The organism is Fimbriimonadaceae bacterium (genome assembly GCA_019454125.1).
Taxonomy (GTDB): domain Bacteria; phylum Armatimonadota; class Fimbriimonadia; order Fimbriimonadales; family Fimbriimonadaceae; genus JALHNM01.
On record CP075365.1, the window covers coordinates 367,253 to 384,224 of the forward strand.

General features: G+C 64.7%; 20 protein-coding genes. 12 read left to right on the forward strand and 8 right to left on the reverse strand.

Annotated elements, in window-relative coordinates:
- Positions 1 to 4: 4 nt before the first annotated feature.
- Genes lptC through KF733_01895 form a run of 6 tightly spaced genes read left to right on the forward strand, consistent with a single transcriptional unit; the run spans position 5 to position 5,224 of the window.
- Positions 5 to 550 (forward strand): LPS export ABC transporter periplasmic protein LptC, encoded by a 546-nt coding sequence (gene lptC / locus KF733_01870; GenBank protein ID QYK56233.1) that lies wholly within the window; start codon positions 5 to 7, stop codon positions 548 to 550.
- Complete coding sequence (locus KF733_01875; protein ID QYK56234.1) at positions 550 to 1,383, forward strand: hypothetical protein; 834 nt, start codon at positions 550 to 552, stop codon at positions 1,381 to 1,383. The genes lptC and KF733_01875 overlap by 1 nt, the downstream gene beginning before the upstream one ends.
- The gene (gene lptB, locus KF733_01880; GenBank protein QYK56235.1) at positions 1,380 to 2,156 is read left to right on the forward strand and encodes an LPS export ABC transporter ATP-binding protein; all 777 of its coding nucleotides are present in this window, start codon (positions 1,380 to 1,382) and stop codon (positions 2,154 to 2,156) included. Before KF733_01875 ends, lptB begins: the two co-directional genes overlap by 4 nt.
- A complete protein-coding gene (locus tag KF733_01885) occupies positions 2,153 to 3,259 on the forward strand; it encodes an LptF/LptG family permease (protein QYK56236.1) in 1,107 nt (368 codons plus the stop codon). The genes lptB and KF733_01885 overlap by 4 nt, the downstream gene beginning before the upstream one ends.
- A 2-nt stretch (positions 3,260 to 3,261) precedes the next feature.
- Positions 3,262 to 4,764 carry a DUF3084 domain-containing protein gene (locus KF733_01890; protein ID QYK56237.1) on the forward strand — a complete coding sequence of 501 codons (1,503 nt, stop codon included), beginning with the start codon at positions 3,262 to 3,264 and terminating at the stop codon, positions 4,762 to 4,764.
- Between the two features lie 34 nt (positions 4,765 to 4,798).
- Entirely contained in the window at positions 4,799 to 5,224 is a 426-nt protein-coding gene (locus KF733_01895; protein QYK56238.1) for a hypothetical protein, read from the forward strand.
- Here the strand turns inward: KF733_01895 and KF733_01900 are convergent.
- Positions 5,221 to 6,282 (reverse strand): hypothetical protein, encoded by a 1,062-nt coding sequence (locus tag KF733_01900; protein QYK56239.1) that lies wholly within the window; start codon positions 6,280 to 6,282, stop codon positions 5,221 to 5,223. The two genes, KF733_01895 and KF733_01900, sit on opposite strands and share 4 nt — an antisense overlap.
- 144 nt (positions 6,283 to 6,426) lie before the next feature.
- On the opposite strand from KF733_01900, the gene KF733_01905 reads away from it, so the two are divergent.
- The 3 genes from KF733_01905 (at position 6,427) to KF733_01915 (ending at position 8,003) form a co-directional block, all read left to right on the forward strand.
- Positions 6,427 to 7,314, forward strand: a complete 888-nt coding sequence (locus tag KF733_01905; GenBank protein ID QYK56240.1) for a prepilin-type N-terminal cleavage/methylation domain-containing protein — start codon at positions 6,427 to 6,429, stop codon at positions 7,312 to 7,314.
- Position 7,315: 1 nt separating this feature from the next.
- A complete protein-coding gene (locus KF733_01910; GenBank protein ID QYK56241.1) occupies positions 7,316 to 7,510 on the forward strand; it encodes a hypothetical protein in 195 nt (64 codons plus the stop codon).
- A gap of 118 nt (positions 7,511 to 7,628) precedes the next feature.
- Positions 7,629 to 8,003, forward strand: a complete 375-nt coding sequence (locus KF733_01915; protein QYK56242.1) for a VOC family protein — start codon at positions 7,629 to 7,631, stop codon at positions 8,001 to 8,003.
- Between the two features lie 6 nt (positions 8,004 to 8,009).
- Here the strand turns inward: KF733_01915 and KF733_01920 are convergent, their stop codons facing one another.
- From KF733_01920 to KF733_01930, 3 genes are all read right to left on the reverse strand, one after another.
- Complete coding sequence (locus tag KF733_01920) at positions 8,010 to 8,783, reverse strand: prepilin-type N-terminal cleavage/methylation domain-containing protein (protein QYK56243.1); 774 nt, start codon at positions 8,781 to 8,783, stop codon at positions 8,010 to 8,012.
- A gap of 118 nt (positions 8,784 to 8,901) precedes the next feature.
- Complete coding sequence (locus KF733_01925; protein QYK56244.1) at positions 8,902 to 9,417, reverse strand: hypothetical protein; 516 nt, start codon at positions 9,415 to 9,417, stop codon at positions 8,902 to 8,904.
- A gap of 374 nt (positions 9,418 to 9,791) precedes the next feature.
- Positions 9,792 to 10,157 (reverse strand): endonuclease domain-containing protein, encoded by a 366-nt coding sequence (locus KF733_01930; GenBank protein ID QYK56245.1) that lies wholly within the window; start codon positions 10,155 to 10,157, stop codon positions 9,792 to 9,794.
- Positions 10,158 to 10,603: 446 nt separating this feature from the next.
- On the opposite strand from KF733_01930, the gene KF733_01935 reads away from it, so the two are divergent.
- Positions 10,604 to 10,954: a DUF2200 domain-containing protein gene (locus KF733_01935; protein QYK56246.1), complete on the forward strand. Its 351-nt coding sequence runs from the start codon at positions 10,604 to 10,606 to the stop codon at positions 10,952 to 10,954.
- Here KF733_01935 and KF733_01940 read toward each other — a convergent pair.
- Positions 10,872 to 11,636 carry a hypothetical protein gene (locus KF733_01940; protein QYK56247.1) on the reverse strand — a complete coding sequence of 255 codons (765 nt, stop codon included), beginning with the start codon at positions 11,634 to 11,636 and terminating at the stop codon, positions 10,872 to 10,874. The genes KF733_01935 and KF733_01940 overlap by 83 nt on opposite strands.
- A gap of 293 nt (positions 11,637 to 11,929) precedes the next feature.
- Here KF733_01940 and sdhA point away from each other — a divergent pair, with 293 nt between their 5' ends.
- Entirely contained in the window at positions 11,930 to 13,861 is a 1,932-nt protein-coding gene (gene sdhA, locus KF733_01945) for a succinate dehydrogenase (quinone) flavoprotein subunit (GenBank protein ID QYK56248.1), read from the forward strand.
- A 6-nt stretch (positions 13,862 to 13,867) separates the two neighbouring features.
- Here the strand turns inward: sdhA and KF733_01950 are convergent, their stop codons facing one another.
- From KF733_01950 to KF733_01960, 3 genes are all read right to left on the reverse strand, one after another.
- A complete protein-coding gene (locus KF733_01950; protein QYK56249.1) occupies positions 13,868 to 14,182 on the reverse strand; it encodes a hypothetical protein in 315 nt (104 codons plus the stop codon).
- Between the two features lie 59 nt (positions 14,183 to 14,241).
- Positions 14,242 to 14,970, reverse strand: a complete 729-nt coding sequence (locus tag KF733_01955) for a type II secretion system protein (GenBank protein QYK56250.1) — start codon at positions 14,968 to 14,970, stop codon at positions 14,242 to 14,244.
- A gap of 562 nt (positions 14,971 to 15,532) precedes the next feature.
- Positions 15,533 to 16,147: a PEP-CTERM sorting domain-containing protein gene (locus KF733_01960; GenBank protein ID QYK56251.1), complete on the reverse strand. Its 615-nt coding sequence runs from the start codon at positions 16,145 to 16,147 to the stop codon at positions 15,533 to 15,535.
- Between the two features lie 187 nt (positions 16,148 to 16,334).
- Here KF733_01960 and KF733_01965 point away from each other — a divergent pair, with 187 nt between their 5' ends.
- On the forward strand, positions 16,335 to 16,943 hold the full coding sequence (locus KF733_01965; protein QYK56252.1) for a hypothetical protein: 609 nt from the start codon (positions 16,335 to 16,337) through the stop codon (positions 16,941 to 16,943).
- Positions 16,944 to 16,972 lie beyond the last annotated feature (29 nt).

Below are 16,972 nucleotides of genomic sequence, written 5' to 3' on the forward strand. Positions count from 1 at the left end.
CGGCTTGGTCCTGCTTGCCCTCCTCCTCGTCTCCGGCTGCTCCGTCCCCAAGAGGCAGAGGCCGGCTCCAAAGCCGGAAGAGCGGGAGCCGGAGAAGATCACGGCGATCGCGCCCGAGATCACGGTGACCGACAAGGAGGGCGAGAAGGCGTTCGTCGTCCGGAGCGACTCGACCCGGCTTGAGCTCCGCGAAGGTGAAGGAAGCCTCGCGCGCCTCAACCGGATCACGGGCGAGATTTACCGGAACGGGAAGATCGCGAGCCGGATCGAGGCGGATACGGCCCGAGTCGACCAGGCGGCCAAGACCCTCACCGCGTTCGGCAACGTGCGCATGACCCGCGAAGAGGGCGTGGACGCGGGACAAGGCGGCAAGCCCGACCTCGGCGGCCTCGTGATGAACGCGCGCCGGATGGTCTATTCCAAGGGACAAGAACGGATCGAGGCAGAAGGCGACGTCACGGTATCCTCCGACAAGTTCGTGATGGGCCCGATCCCGAAGCTCTGGGCGAACGAGGACCTGACGACGTTCGCCACCCCCGACAAGTTCTAATGCGACGAAACCTCCTGCGCCTGCTCGCCTTGTCCGCTCTCGTGGGAGTCGCCCTGACGGCTGGCTCGCAGCGCGCCCAGCGGCCCTTCCTGGCGGACAAGCAGGGGCGCTTCGCCATCTTCAACGTCGCTTCCGGCCGGGCGGACTTTCAACCGGGCGGAGGGATCGCCTTCGAGGCGGCGGGCACGCCGGTGAACGGATACTCGCTGGAACAGAACCTGGAGTTCAAGATGCGAGAGATCAAGGGCGAGACGGTCCAAACCAAGGGCGGGCCGATGCGGCTGAAATCCGGCCAAGCCCGCGGCGGGGTCGAGATCACCGTGAACCGCAACGCTTCGCGCACCACGCTCGGCACCGAACTCGCCACCATCGCCGACGACGGCGAGGCGGCCAGGATCACGCTGCCCGGCACGTTCACCATGAACGACGAGACGGCAACCGCCAACCGGCGACGGTCGATCCAGGTGCGGGGCACCTCAGGGCGGTTCGTGCTGGAGACCCTCACGAACGCCAAGACTGACCCCTTGCGCACCGCAGACGTCAGCGGGCCCGTGACCTTGCGCATGGTGACGGACTCCGCGCGCCAGGCGGGCACCGACAAGAACGTGATCGACGCCCGGGGCGACTCGATGACCTACAACCGCGCGACCCGCCGCCTGGTGCTCTCGGGCGACGTCACCATCAACAGCCTGCAGTCCCCCGCCCAGGGCGCCGGCTTCGAAGGCGTGATGACAGTCGACCGCATGGAGGTCGAGTTCGACGAGAACTACCAGATCAAGACCGTCCGCACCAGCACCGGGCGGGGCGACTTCCAGGAATCAAGGGGCGGATGAAGGTCCGTTCTGAATCGCTGGTCAAGGCTTATAAAGGGCGCCGCGTGGTGGACGGCGTCAGCGTCACCCTGGAGGAGGGAAGGGTGGTGGGGCTGCTCGGCCCGAACGGGGCGGGCAAAACCACGACCTTCTACATGGTGACGGGGCTGATCAAACCGAACCAGGGGCGCGTGTTCCTCGACGACCGCGACGTCACCTCCTTGCCCATGTTCCGCCGCGCCCGGATCGGGATCGGCTACCTCGCCCAAGAGAGCAGCGTCTTCCGCCGCCTTTCCGTGGAGGACAACTTGAAACTCGTCATGGAGCAGCGCGGGGTGCGGCCGGAAGAGCGCCGGAGGCGCGTGAATAAGCTCTCCGAAGACCTGCACATCTCGCACCTCCTCGGCCAGCCGGGCGGCGTCCTCAGCGGGGGCGAGAGGCGGCGCGTGGAAATCGCCCGCGCCCTCGCCACAGAGCCGCGCTTCATCCTGCTGGACGAGCCCTTCACCGGCATCGACCCCGTCACGATCGAGGAGCTCCAGGGCATCATCCGCCGCCTGGCCGCGAACGGCATCGGCATCCTCATCACAGACCACAACGTGGACGCGACCCTGAGCATCACCGACCACAACTACATCCTGATCCAGGGGAAAATCACCGCCGAGGGGGACGAGGCCCAAATCCGCGCCAACGACCACGTGCGGAAGTACTACCTGGGGCACGGCTTCGGCGTCGACGGCCGGCGCGGCGAAGAACCGGACGGCGACCCCGAAGAGAGGGCCGACCAAGATTGAGCCGGCTGGACCGACTCGTCCTCAGCGAACTGATCGGCCCCTGGGCGTTCGGGGTCGGCATCTTCACCGTGCTCATCATGGCGGGCTCCTTCCTCTTCGAGCTGACGCGCTACCTTTCTGAGGGAGTCTCGCCCGCCATCGTCCTGCAACTGACGGTTTTGCTCCTGCCGGGAGTCCTCGCCAAGACGTTCCCTATGGCCGTGCTCCTGGCAAGCCTGCTCGCCTTCGGCCGCCTCAGCGGGGACAGCGAGATCGTCGCCCTGAAGGCGGCGGGCATCAGCGTCGCGCGGATTGTGGCGCCGGTGGCCGTGTTCGGCCTGTTCGTCAGCGTCCTGGCGTTCGGCTTTGGCGAGGTGCTCGTGCCGAGCGCCACCCAGCGCGCCGTCGACCTGCGCGGGCAAATCGACGCGGACTCCAAGGGCCGCACCGCCCAACCCCGTTCGCGGCCGATCTATGAGGAAGGGCGGCTCCGCGCCTTTCTCACCGCACGGGACTTCGACTTCGTCCGCCGGATCCTCACCGGAGTCACGATTACGATCTATGGCGCGAATGAAGAGCCGACTTACTACGTCTACGCCAACGAACTGGAGTACACGAACGAGAAGAAATGGGAGATCCGAGGCGGGGCGAGCCTGACCCCGGCCGACGGCGGCTCCAAGGTCGAGTTTCAGCGGGCGTTCCCGAGCGAGGTGCCGGCCCTCACGGTCACGCCCGAAGACCTGCTCGCCCAGGCGCTGCGCGACCTCGACGCCCTGAGCATGCGGCAGATGGGCCAGCAGATCCAGCGTGAGAGGGAGAATCCCGCCGCCGACCCGGCCCAGATCGCGAACTTGGAGTTCGGCTACTGGAACAAGCTGACGCTGCCCTTGGGGGCCCTCGTCTTCGGCCTCGTCGGCGCGCCCCTGGGCATAAGGAGCCACCGGACGCCGGCCGCCACCGGCTTCTGGCTCGCCGTCCTCATCATCTTCTGTTATCTTCTTCTGTCGAACGTCATGTCGATCGCGGCGCAGGGCGGGCGTTTCCCGTCCGCTTTCGCAAGCTTTACGCCGACCGTCGTCGGACTCGTCGTGGCGTTCGTCTTGATCCGTAAGAGGGACTCTTAGACTTGGACCTAGTAAGCCTTGCGTTCCTGAGCCTGATCGTCGTCCTAGGCGGTTTCGTCGCCTATTGGGGCGACCTCATTGGTCGCAGGATCGGCAAGAAGCGCCACACGATCGGTCGCCTGCGGCCCCGCCACACGGCCGCGCTCATCACCGGTATCGCCGGGGGACTCGCGACCCTCCTCGCGATCCTGGTGCTCATCGGGGTCAGCGAGCCAGTCCGCGTCTGGGTCTTGGAAGGCAATGCGGCGAGGGAGAAGCTCCGGGCCGTCCAGCAGACGCTCGAACGCACCCAAAAGGAGATCCGCTCCAAAGACGCGAAGCTCGCCGAGACCGACCAAAAGCTTGAAAGGACCGCCGGTCAGCTCGGCCAGACAAGCCAGAGGCTGGAGGACGCACGGACCAGCCTCCAAGACGCCCGGTCGCGCTCCCAACAGCTCGAACAACAGTCCTCCAGCCTCAGCGGACAAGTCAGCAAGTTCTCGCAGGAGCTGCGCTCCGCCTCGACCGACCTCAAGACCACGCGCAAGCGCGTCGAGGAACTCCGCGACCGAGCGAGGAGCTTAGAGACGAGCAACGAGACCTATAGCGTCGAATACAACCGCCTCAGCCAGGACAGCCTAAAACTCCGCATCGAGATCGACGGGCTGGAAAAGTCGATCGGCACGCTCATGAAGACGAGCGAGGAACTCGCCGCCACCAAGAGGCAGCTAGAGGCGGACCTGGCCAACCAAGCCCAAGCGGCCCGAAGCGAGATCGCTGAGTACGAGAGGCAAAAAGACCAGCTCAATGGGGAGCTTTCCAACGCCCGGCGCGACCTGGCGACGCTCAAGAACCTCTTCGACGCGACCTCGACCGTCCCCCGCCTGCAGCCGCCCATCGTCCTGCGGGGGGCGGAGATCAGCCGCCTTCCCATCGGCTCTTCGCTCACCCGGGCGGAAGCGGCCGAAGCGCTCGAGTCCCTGCTCATGCGCGCCTCCCAGGCGGCCCGCGACAAGGGCGCGATCCCCCGAAGCGGCGCCCGCTACGCCGAGATCGTCGAGATCACGGACGCCGCCGGCCATCCGATCAGCGTGGAACGGCAGAAGTCCATGCTCGTCGCCGCAATGTCGGCCCAGCGCCACCCGGCCGTCCTCATCGCAACCTCGATCCTAAACGCATTCCTGGGCGAGCCGGTGCCGCTGACGATTACGATCGCCCCGAACCCCGTGGTCTATAAGCAAGGCGAGACGGTCGCCGAGGCCCGCATCGCCGGGGGTCGCCCCCTGCACGAGATCCTCGTCGACATCTCCTCCTTCGCCCGCGAAAAGCTGGCCCCGGAAGCCATGAAAGACGGGCTCCTGCCCGTGCAGGGCAGTCCCGAACCGCTTGGCGAAATCCCCCTCTCGGAACTGCTCGGCCTCGCCGAACAGATCCAAAGCGTGAACCGCACCCTGCGCGTCCAGTTCGTCGCCGCGCAAGAGACGCGTGCCGCAGACCGCCTCAAGCTCCAGTTCCGCCTTCGCTAAGGCCCTTCCCCAAGTCCAGCTACAATGCGGCCTGGTGAAGGAAACCAGCGAAAAGACCGTCTTGGCGGTGGATCCAGGCAGCTCCAAGTGCGGTCTCGCCCTCGTGCGTCGGGCCAAGAACGGCAAGATCGAGCTGCTCTGGCGGGCCATCGCACCTGTCGAGAACCTTTGCCGGCACGCCAAGGAGGCGGCCGAGGTCTCCCCTTACAGCATGATCGTGGTCGGCTCCGGCACACGTTCGCGCAACATCGTCGAGAACCTTCGCGACGAGCTGCCCGCGGTCGGCATCCTTATCGTGGACGAACGGGACACCACCCTCAAGGCCCGCGAGCGCTATTGGGAGCACAACCCCCGCCGGGGCTGGCGCAAGATCGTCCCTGCGACCCTGCAGAGCCCTCCCGAGCCCGTGGACGACTTCGTCGCCCTCATCCTCGCCGAACGCGTGCTCAGCGCCGACTAGCGCTCTTTCGCGAACAGCGTCTCCAGGATCGTCTCCTCCTGCTCCGCGCTGTAACCCGACCACGCCGCCGCGATCTGCGACTTCGCGGACGTCACGTAAAAGTAGGGCGTACCGGGGACGCTGAACGCATGCTCGGCCGTCCCGGCCGTGTCCAGGACGGAGGCGCCGTGAAGCCGGCCAGGCCCTTTCTCCGCGTCGAGCAAGACTTCCACGATGCGGGCGTCCGCCCGCTTCGCCGCCTCCTCCAGCTTCGGCCAGAAAGCGCCCGCCCGGTCGCAGACCGGACAGTCCGGGCTCGTGAAGACCAGAAGCATCGGCCGGATCTTCGAGGCCTCCACCAAGTCGATGACCTCGCCGCCCAGCACCGTCAGCTTCACCGGCGGCACCGCGTTCCCCGGCCAGAGCGTCGGTAGCTTCGGGTGCTCGATCGGCACATAGCCCCAGGGGATGTCGAGTGAGACCCGCGGCGCCTCGTCGAGCGGCTCGAACCGCATAAAGTCGAACTGGAGCTGGATCTTGCTGTCGGCCACGGCCTGCTCGATCCGGTGCCGGAGGAGCCGGCCTTGGGAATCGATCCACACCTCCTGCTGCGACTCCTGCCCGCCGGAAGCCCCGGAAGGGCGCAGATGGTCGGCCACGACCCCGGCTACCTCCTCCTGTCCCACGACCGTCCAGCCTGGATAGAGCTCATGGAACGGCTTCGGCCAGCGCGCGAGGAGGTAGGGATAAGCCCTAGACAAGCTGGGGGCGGCGGTGGGGGGCGCGTCCGCCCGCACCGGCACGCGCGGATACTCGGCGTACCGCTTGGCCGCAAACTGGAGGTACAAGACGCCCGCACGGCCTTGCCGCAGCGACGTCCGCTCTCCCCCCGCCTCGACGTCCAGCTGCTGGTCGATCTCGCCCGAGACCAGGTACGTGCCCTTCATCGGCGCCCCACCGTTCACGCGGAGCTCGAACTCGGCCCTCAGCCCGGGCTTCCCGCCCACCAAGGCGTCCACCCGTCGCCAAGGGTCGGAGAGAGGCGCCACCCAAGAAAGGGCAAGGAGCAAGGCGGTCAAACTGCCCTCATTATGCCTGCCTCACAAACCCCGAGGAGAAGCACAGACGCCGGGACCGTCCGACTCGTGCCATGGCAACGCGAAATTAGGTCTTAATTCGCCCTTAACACAAGGAGGGAATGATTTCAATTGGCTAGGTTCCACATGAAAAAAGCCTTCACCCTCATCGAGCTTCTCGTCGTCATCGCGATCATTGCGATCCTCGCCGCTATTCTCTTCCCGGTCTTCGCCCAAGCCAAGACGGCCGCCAAGAAGACGACCGCGTTGAGCCAGACCAAGCAGATCGGCACCGCCTGGCAAATGTATGCCACCGATCACGACGACCTTGCCGTCAACGTCAGCTCCGGTGGCAACCAGGGCATTCACCGCACCGACTTCTGGATCGTCATGCAGCCCTACGTGAAGAGCGTCGACGTCTTCTTCAGCTCGGAGCGTACCGAGACCGGTTGCTACTATCACAACGAGAACGACCGCCAGAACACCACCTGGGGCAAGGCGATCTACGATCTCAACCCGAAGGGCCGCTGCCTCGGCTACGGCTATAACTGGGGCCCGCAGATCTATGCCGGCGGCGGCGTCCTCGGCCCCGAGCAGGCCATCCCCGGCGGCGGCACCTTCCAGCCGGGCCGCTCGCTGACCTCGTTCGAAGAGCCCGCCAACCTGTTCGTCTTCGGCGACACCTATGACACCCCGCGCCCGACGATCGGCATGTACCCGAACTCGGCCGGCGGCAAGGCATGGATCCTCGATACCTTCAATGTCACGGCAGGCACGAAACAGAGCCAGTTCCGCTGGGGCGGCCGGTTCCACATGGCTTACGCCGACGGCCACTCGAAGAGCGTCCAGTACCGCGGAGGCTTGACCCCGAACGTCGGCTACGTCTACGTGCCGGCCCAGCTCAAGGACCGCCAGGCCTACTGCGCGAACACCGAAGAGGTCCTCGACGGCAGCCGCTTCAGCCTTGGCCAGATCTCCTGCAAGGACTTCGTCGAGATCCCCTTCACGCGAAACACCCAGTGGTCGCCGAACTAAGATGCGCGGTCTGACCATCGTGCTGGGCTTTCTCCTTCTCGGCCTCGTCGGTTGCGGCGAGCCGGAAGGGGCGAACCTTGAGAAAGTCGAAAAGCAGCCGGAGGCCAATCTAGAGAAAGGGGCGCAAGCCGAAACGATCTCCGATTGGGCATCGGCCAACCCGAAGAACGGCTCGCCAGGCGAAAGCGACAAGTGACCGTGGGGCCGGCCCGGCACCGGGCCAGCCTCCTCTCAAAGCCCCGACCCTCACCACGGCCGGGGCTCTTCTTTCTTACGGGGCCCGACGTGCAGAGAGCCCAGGTAAATTCCGCACCATGGCCCAGCTCGACGCCATCGGCATCGTCGTCAAGGACATGGCGGAGTCCGTCCGCTTCTACCGACTGCTCGGCGTCGCCTTCCCCGAACCCGCCGAGGACCACCTTGAGGCGACCATGCCCAACGGCCTGCGGATCATGCTCGACAGCGTCGAGATGGTGAAGTCTTTCAAACCCTGGGTGGAACCCGTGGGCAACCGTATGAACCTCGCCTTCCTCTGCGAGGACGCGGAGGAGGTCGACCGGCTCTACCGGAAGGTCACCGAAGCCGGGTTCACCGGCGACAAGGAGCCGTGGGACGCGTTCTGGGGCCAGCGCTATGCGCAAGTGGCCGACCCCGATGGAAACGTGGTCGACCTCTTCGCGCCGCTCTGAGCTCGACTAGCCGTTCGGGTAGACGGGGCGCCACGGGCTTGGCGCCTGGCTGCCCGGGGTCCAATACATCGGGACGCCCTGGCCGTTGTACTGGCGGCCGTCGTCCGGCACCAGGTTCGACCGCAGGTACTTTGCGTGGGTGTCGATATAGAGCACGTTCAGGCCCTTGTTGTGCCCGATGAAGATCTCGACCGGGCGGTTCGGGAAGCGCGTCTGGCCGTTCACGTCGTCCGCGTCAAGGTCGGTGTCCGTCTCGCCCGCCACCTTTTCGCCCGCTTCCAGCACCAGGTATTCCGTGCCCGGCGAGAGCCACGTCATGGAGTTCGCGTATTCGAACCCGTTCTCACCCACGATGCTGTCGTTGATCGCGTAGCTGTTGTGGAAGACGTAACGGCCGTTCTTCAGGGTCAGGCGGAGCTCCTGCGGCAAGCCCGGGTAAGCGTCGAACACGTCCGGCTCGATGCCCATCGCCTTCTCGTTCGCAGGGCAACTGAACACGTTGCCCTTCGGCTTGTCCCAGTTCTCAGGACGAGAGGCCAGGTAGGGCGAGATCCAGAACGCCCATAGGTCGTCGCTGTCCGATGAGGCTGGGAACCACTCATTGTAATCGTTGATGTAAAGCATGAAAGCAGTGCCCAACTGCTTGTTGTTGCTGAGGCAAGTCGTCTGCTTTGCCGCGTTCTTCGCCTGTACGAAAACCGGGAAGAGGATCGCCGCGAGAATAGCGATGATCGCGATGACGACGAGCAGCTCGATGAGCGTGAAGGCGCGACGAACCATTGGCGCGCATTATCACTCCCTTAAGTTAAGGTTCTGTTAAAGGCAGGCCCAAGACGAACTAAAGCGCCCCCGAGGATCCAGGGGGCGCAAGGTTCTGGCGGAGAGAGCGGGAACAGCCTTAGAACGTGACGTCCCAGTTCAGCTGGTCCAGGCCGACCCGCCACTTGCCGGCCACGACAGGGCCGCGGTTGTCGACCCAATAGCGGACCTTCATTTGGCCGCCCGCGGCGGTGAACCGCTGGCACTGGTTGATCTGCACCTGGCGGACCGTGTCCGAAAGCGTGATCGGCCCGCGATAGACCTCCACGTACCGGTTCAGGCTCCAGTCCCACATCTCGACGTATTCGACCAGGCCGAGCGTGGTCGCGGCCGACTCGATCACGAGCGACATGGCGGCCGGGTTCGAACTGCCGCAAACCACCTCGCCTTCGACGTCGACGGGGTTGTCATACGGAGAGGTCTTGATGCCGTTCTCCACGACCAAACGGTCGTTGTCGCTTTCGAAAAGGCTGAAGAGGCCACCGGAGACGATCCGCCCGCGGTGCACGTTCAGCATCTGGGGCGGGAAGACGAACGCGGAAGCGACCGTCGAAAGGGCGAACAGCGAGACGATGGCTAAGCCAAGTTTCTTCATACAGGTTCCTGAGCGCGGACTCACTTCCGCATTCGTGGACTCAGATGCAGGTTGGCTAGTTTTGGTTACACAGGCCCGGCGCCGACCACGTGCGCGGCCACTGCGCCCAGATGGACGACGTCCAAACCTGCTACGGCGACCTCGACCGGCATATGGGCTGAGGAGGTCGGCGACAAGGCCTCCCGGCATCGTCTTCGCCGGGGCACTGCCCTTTCCCCTCCCCCTTACCCCCTCCCCAAGCCTGGGGAGGGGGGATTTGGCGCAACCCCGCTCACACTCCTCCCCCCTCCCCAAGCTTGGGGAGGGGGACAGGCGGAGGGGAGATCCTCCATGCCCAACCAAAGGAACCCCCCTCCCCATGCTTGGGGAGGGGGTCAGGGGGAGGGGAGACGGGCGAGGCAGTGGCGATAGATGTCTTCGACGACCGAGTCGACGTCCTGGAAAACGTGCTGGTTGGGATAGCGCAGAGTCAGCCATCCCTGCCCCGCGAACTGGGCGTCCCGCGCCGAGTCGCGAGCTTCGCGACCCTCGTGCCCTTCGCCGTCGAGCTCGACCACGACCTTGGCCGCGACGCAGCAGAAGTCGGCGACGAAGCCGATGACCGGGTGCTGGCGACGGAACTTCAGGCCCGCCACGTTCTTGCGCCTCAGCTCTTCCCAAAGCCGCTTCTCCGCCCACGTCGGCTCTTTCCGCATCCGCCGGGCAGCCGTGACGAGCTCTTCCGGCCTCTTTTTCGCCATGGCCCCGCTTTTACCCCTCCCCCTTACCCCCTCCCCAAGCCTGGGGAGGGGGGATTTGGCCCAACCCCGCGCCTAAATCCATGCCTCGCGGCGAAGTGCAACGCTCCCGTTCTCCCCCCTCCCCAAGCCTGGGGAGGGGGATCTTTCCGCCGCTCCGCACCTTGATCCATGCTTCGCGGCGAAGTGCAACGCCCCGGTCCTCCCCCCTCCCCAGGCTTGGGGAGGGGGTAAGGGGGAGGGGAGAACGGCCAGCCGCAACCAAAGGGAACCCAAGCGAGCCCCCCTCCCCAGGTTTGGGGAGGGGGATTACAGAAATCAGTTCTGACCTGACCTAGGTCGGGACGAAGGCCTTACCGCGCTTCCCCTCCCCCTGACCCCCTCCCCAAGCCTGGGGAGGGGGATTCTGTCTGCGGCTAAAATGGCCCCGGAGAAAAGCAGGCCCGCACATGACGAACGAGCGCGTCTTCAAGATCAAGTTTGGGAGCCTCTACCCCATGTACGTCAAGAAAGTAGAGAGCAAAGGGAGGACGAAAGAAGAGCTCGACCAAGTGCTCCGCTGGCTGACGGGGTACGACCAGGCCGGCCTCGAGAAGTGCAAGGAAGACGGGCGAGACCTGCAGGCCCTCTTCGCCCAGGCCCCGTGCCTCAACCCGAACGTGGCCCTGATCAAGGGCCTCGTCTGCGGCATCCGGGTCGAGGACATCGAGGACCCGCTCATGCAGAAGGTCCGCTATATGGACAAGCTCGTCGACGAGCTGGCCAAGGGCAAGAAGATGGAGAAGATCCTGCGGCAGTGAACGGCGCGTCAAGCCCCGATAAAGCGACTTCGAAGACCCCAAGCCCCGCGAGGGGAGTCTCTTGGCCCGTCGCCGAGCGCACGAACCGATAGGCGACGGCGTAAATCCCGCGCGGCAAGGCAAGCTCCTGCGAGCCGCCCGGGGCGGGGAAGGCGACGAACCCTTGCGAGCGGTACCTCGCCGGGTACGCGTTGCGGTGGACAGAGGCAAGGGGCTGCAGCAGCAGCTCCGTCACCACGCCAGGCGAGTTGGCCGCGTCCGCCGTGAACCTGAGCCCGCCCGCCACCGCGCCCACCGAGAGCCCGAGCCCGTCGCCCAGGAACGGCTTCGTGGGGGGAAGCACCGGCACCGCCGCGCCTGGGTCGACCTGCAAGACCTTGACGCCAAGCTTCGAAAAGAGGAGCTGCGCCGTCGCCCGCGGGCCCGAGTCCTGCCCACCGGCCGCCTCCGCCAGCTCCTGGGCGTAAGCACGCCAAGCCGCGGCCTGATCCAAAGTCAGCGCACGCCATGCCCGCCCCACGCGCCGCAACCGGTCGCGGCTCGCCCGCTGGGCGGCCGTCTGCGGGTCGTGCGGCACCGAACGCTCCTTGAGGACCACGCCATACGGCGTCCGCACGAACGTCGCCGAACCCGCGGACCCGTGCAACCCCGCAACCACCACCCCCGGCGTCAACTTTGCCATAGTGAGATCCTCGGCTCGATCCGGCCTCGTCTGCACCGCGACCCTCCGCCACAACGCACGGCACACGCACGGACACCGCACGGACACCGCAGGGTTTTGTCGGTTTCGCCGGGCTGGCGCCCTTCTGCAGCCCGGTTCCGAACTGCCCCAAAGCGGGGGGCGCACGCCGCCCGAGCGGGGCGCGAGAAAGTCCACTCCGGGGCCATGCCCAGGCATCGCAGGGCGACCGACGCCAGGGACTGGCGCGTTCGGGAGGGCACTGGGTGGGTGGAGTCGCGTAGAATCAGGAGAACATGGCGCAGCGTAAGGTCGTGGTCGTCGGAGGAGGGTTGGCGGGGCTCATGACCGCCATGAAGTTGGCGGAGGCGGGGCACAAGGTGCAGGTCTTCAGCATCGTCCCGGTCAAGCGGAGCCACAGCGTGTGCGCCCAGGGCGGCATCAACGGGGCCGTGAACCTGCGGGGCGAGGGCGACTCGCCCTACCTGCACTTCGAGGACACGATCACGGGCGGCGACTTCCTGAACCACCAGCCCCCGGTCATGCGCATGGCCGAGCGCGCCCCCGCCATCATCTATCTCCTCGACCGCATGGGCGTCCCTTTCAACCGCACCGACGAGGGGCTACTCAGCTTCCGCCGGTTCGGCGGCACCCTCAAGCACCGCACCGCCTACGCCGGCGCGACGACGGGGCAGCAGCTGCTCTACGCGCTGGACGAGCAGTGTCGCCGGTTCGAAGCGGGCGGGCAGCTCGAAAAATACGAGGGATGGGAGTTCATCGGGCTGATCAAGGACGGCCAGGGGCGGTGCCGCGGCATCGTCGGGCAGGACATGCGCACGATGAAGATCGAGTCTTTTCCGGCGGACGCAGTCGTGATCGCCAGCGGCGGCAACGGCGTGATCTTCGGCCGCAGCACGAACTCGATCATCAACACAGGCAACCCGGTGAGCATCTGTTATGAGCAAGGCGCGGTCTACGGCAACCCCGAGATGGTGCAGATCCACCCGACCGCCATCCCCGGCGAGGACAAGTGCCGGCTGATGAGCGAGTCCGTGCGCGGCGAGGGAGGACGGCTCTGGACGCCGCGCGACCCGATGGACGGGCGACCCGCGGCTCAGATACCCGAAGCCGACCGGTGGTACTTCTGCGAAGAGCTCGACCCGGTCTACGGCAACCTGCTGAGCCGCGACCTCGTGAGCTTCACGATCTATTGCGTCTGCCGCATTGGCCGGGGCGTGAAGGGGATGCAGCAGGTCTACCTGGACATCGGCCACCTGCACCGAGAGAAGGGGTGGAGCCGCGAGCTGATCAACGACAAGCTCGGCGGCGTGCTCGAGATCTATGAGAAGTTCATGCGCGAGGATCCGATCGACAACCCGATGCGGATCTATCCGGCCGTTCACTATACGATGGGCGGGCTCTGGGTGGACTATGAGAAGGGCACGGACGGCGCGACGCTGGACGTCGGTTCTCCCCGCAACCAGATGACCTCCATCCCGGGGCTCTATGCGGCCGGCGAGTGTGAATACCAGTACCACGGGGCAAACCGGCTCGGGGCGAACGCGTTGCTGACGTGCCTCACCGGCGGCGAGCTCGCCGCGCTCGGCGTGCAGGCGTACCTGCAGAAGATGGAGGTCTCGGCGGAAGACCTGCCGTCCTCGGCCCGGGACGAAGCTCGGGCCCAGCGCCAGGCGGAGTACGACGGTCTGCGCCAGAGCAAGGGGGCGGAGAACCCCTACCAGCTCGCGGCCGAGCTCCAAGAGCTGATGTGGAACAACTGCGGCATCTGGCGGCTCCAGCGAGACCTCCTGGCCACCCGCGACCGCCTGCAGGAGCTGGGCGAACGGGCCGACCGTTGCGGCCTGCTCGACGAGTCCGGCTGGCAAAACCAGGCCATTCCCTACGTGCGGACGGTCAAGCACATGGTCGAGATGAGCAAGGCCATCGTCGGCGGAGCGATCATCCGGGATGAGAGCCGGGGCGCGCACTTCAAGCTGGACACGCCGGAGCGGGACGACGAGAAGTGGCTGGTCACGACCAAGGCGGCATGGACGCCAGGCGGGCCGGAGTTCGACCTTAGCGAGAAAGTCGAGACCAACGTCATGGCCCCCCGACCCAGGAAATACCGCATCAACCAGAACAAGGTCGTGCGAGAGATCATGGGCGCGGACTTCTTTGAGAAGGCGGGGCTGGGCAAGGCGGACGAGGCGGCACCGGTCGGGCCCTGACCGAGCCTATCGAAAGTGGCCCACGAGGCGTTGCACGGCAATGGCCGTGACCGCTGGCACAAGGCCCGTGATGCCAAGAGCCAGCGGTATGAGCGGCCTGAGTTCGTTCGGGATCTGAGTTGGCACCAATAAGACCACTGCGGCGGCAACAAGGCACCAGCTGGAAAACGCAAACGCCAACAGAAATCCTGGTGTCGGCGGGCACCGCTTCAAGACAACCCTGCTCGCGATTTCAGCCAGGAAAAGTGTGGCCGCGGCAAGCGACGTGTTCGTCAAGAAGCCTACGATGCTATTGTTGAAGAAGAAAAGGACGCTCGCCAAGGGCACACCGCTCGCCGCGTAGGACAAAAACCTGAGGCGGCCATCCGCGTCTTTGTCGGCTACAACCTTTCTTGGATCTGACCGCACTGCTCTTCCATGATTTTCTGCTCGAAATCGGCAAACAGCCAGGGATTACCGCTGCATTCTACGGTTTGGCCCTGCTTGTTCCTAATCGATACCTTAGTGAACACTCTCCGTACGACGCTGGTATCCTCGAGAAGCCGCAAGTAAACGCCCTTGCGCATTGCTAATAGCAAGGGCTCTATAACGCCGCCACTTTCGGACTCGCTGGGGCTTAAGTCAATTAACCAGCCTAAGTTTGAAGAGGCTTTTGCCAACTCGGCATCCGAGACGTTTGCGTCCCGCGAACCTACGAACGAGAGTTTGTACGGTCGAGGGTGAACGGATTTATCACCCAACCTGCCCCTGGAGAGCTGCCTCATAACAATGTTTGAGTAGCCTTCCTGGGTGGGATCAAGGGGTGCAGTACAAAGGCTCGATTGAACCTGGCCCGCCTCGACAAGCTCGAAGCAACTTCTAACCTTGAGACCGTTTGCCTCCGAATAGATTTGGGCTGCTAGTCCAAGTTGGTGGAGCCTAGACGTGGAGTCCGACTGCATCGCCTGTCGCTTTGAAGTGATAAACACTGGTTGCAACACCAAGAAGAGGATCGCCGCGATAGCGACAACGATCAAAACCTCTATCAGGCTCAAACCGCGGCAATCCAGCGCAGATCCCCTAGCGGCTTCCTTTGGGCCAGCTATGGAATACATGTTCCTTCCGGACATTCGGGCGCGTATTCGTGACCTATGCATCCGCCTACCATCACATCCCCGCACAGGGTGTATTGTCCGTTTTGGCACGTGTAAGGAAGATAGGTTCTCTTCCACTTTTCCTGCAGTGCCCCTATCGGACTGCAGGTGAACGAATACTTCGTGAACGTTTGCTGGTACTGAAACTGTTGTTCACAGACTTGGCAACGCTCGGTTTGAATCTTTACTTTGTCCAGCTTTCTCACAAGCGGGCAACCCGGATCTTCCAGCGGGCTCGCTGGTGGCACGATCTTTGGAACAGCTGATGCCGAAAGATACGCACTTGCGGACGAGATAAGACTTGCGACAACTGTCATCCACCAGAATTGTTTCATGGCTACCTGATCGTACTATAAGAAATTCGGACACTGGAAGGGGGGGGACTAAAGACCTAGGGGCTCGTGCCACGCCGAGCTAACGGCACAATGTCAGCGCCCTTTCCACGCAAACCTGCGGAGCGGAAGACGACGGGAAGGCAGCAAACAAAAAGGAGGGGCGCCGTGGCGGCACCCCTCTGTCTATCCTTGCTTTCGGTCGCTTACTTGCGGCGGCGTCGGGCGGCCAAGGCGGCCAAGCCCGTACCGAGGGCCAGCATCGTGGCCGGTTCCGGCACCGGCGCATAGGTGTCCACCTGGAACACGGTGCCATTGATGACGTTCGCCACGCCGTCCCGATAAGACGTCGCGTTCGAGAGCGCCCAGAAGACCGTGCTGTTCGTGCCCGGGCCCAGCTGGTTACCGCCGACGCGTGCGAAGTCGTAACCGATGTTGTCGACCGAGCGGTCAGCCGTGAGCGCGGTCATGCCGAACATGGGGAAGCCGGCCGAGGTGGCATCGTGCTGGGCGACGGCGCTCGTGAAGCCGGTCCAACCGGTGGCCGTCATGCGCGCGATGTGGTCCGCACTGGTCGAATTGTTCTGGATGACCCAGGCGAAGATCAGGTTGTTGCCGAAGGCAGCGTTCGTAGCCACGATCGACGTGAGGGAACCCTGGATGTTGGGGTCGCTGAAGTTGACGGTCTTGCTCGCGAGGATGTTCAGCGAGGGCGTGCTCACGATCGGCACGTTGACCTGCTGGTTGATCCCGACGGCAGTCTGGGCCGAGGCCACCACAGACCCCGAAGCCAGAACCATCATGGGAAGGTATCGTTTCATCAAATTTCTCTCTCCTACTGCCGAGCCCCTTATCGGAGCCGCGACAGTAATTGTATGCGAGAAAAGCTAGACGAGTGACATACCCGCCCTCTTGTTCAGACTCCAGAAGCAAAAAAAGTGCGGGGGCGGGTCTAAATCCCCTCGTAACCATTACGTAGGTAATTTTTGCTCCGGCCCCAAATCGCCAATGACCCTCCTTGAGACCGTCAGCATCCTCTTCTCCGCGGCGCTCACCGTAAGCTTCGTGCGGAACCTGCGCGGGGGCACTCTGGCGCGCGATTACAAGGCCCTCCGCTCGCTCCGCGGCTGGGCCTGGGTGCCTGCGCTCCTGGGCTCGTGGGTCACTCTTGCCGCCATCCTCGCCACCGGCATCCTCCTAGTCACGGCGCTCCCGCAGGTCATGGGCTTCTCCTGGCTACAGCTGCTCGCCACCCCGGAGGAAGCCCCTTCAGCCGGGCAAAACTTGGCCCTGGGGGGCTTGCGCATCCCTTGGTTCGCGTGGGTTTTTTGGGCGCTGCTCATGGTCAACGTGCCGCGACTGGCCATGAACGAGGAGATCGCCTTTCGAAAGGGCCACCGAGGCTGTCGCGCGGTCATCTGGCAGTCGCTGAAGTTTGGCCTCGCCCATTGCCTGGTCGGCATTCCGCTCGGTTTCGGCTTTGCGCTCACCCTCGGGGGGCTGTGGTTCGCCGCCAACTACCTGCGGGGCGGGCTCCGCCGCGCGGCCGCCGTCCACACCCTCTACAACTGGACGGTTCTGGGGCTCGCGGCCCTTTGGCTGGCAGGCGTTCTCTGACCGGACAGGGGCAGGGGTAAGGTTGAAGC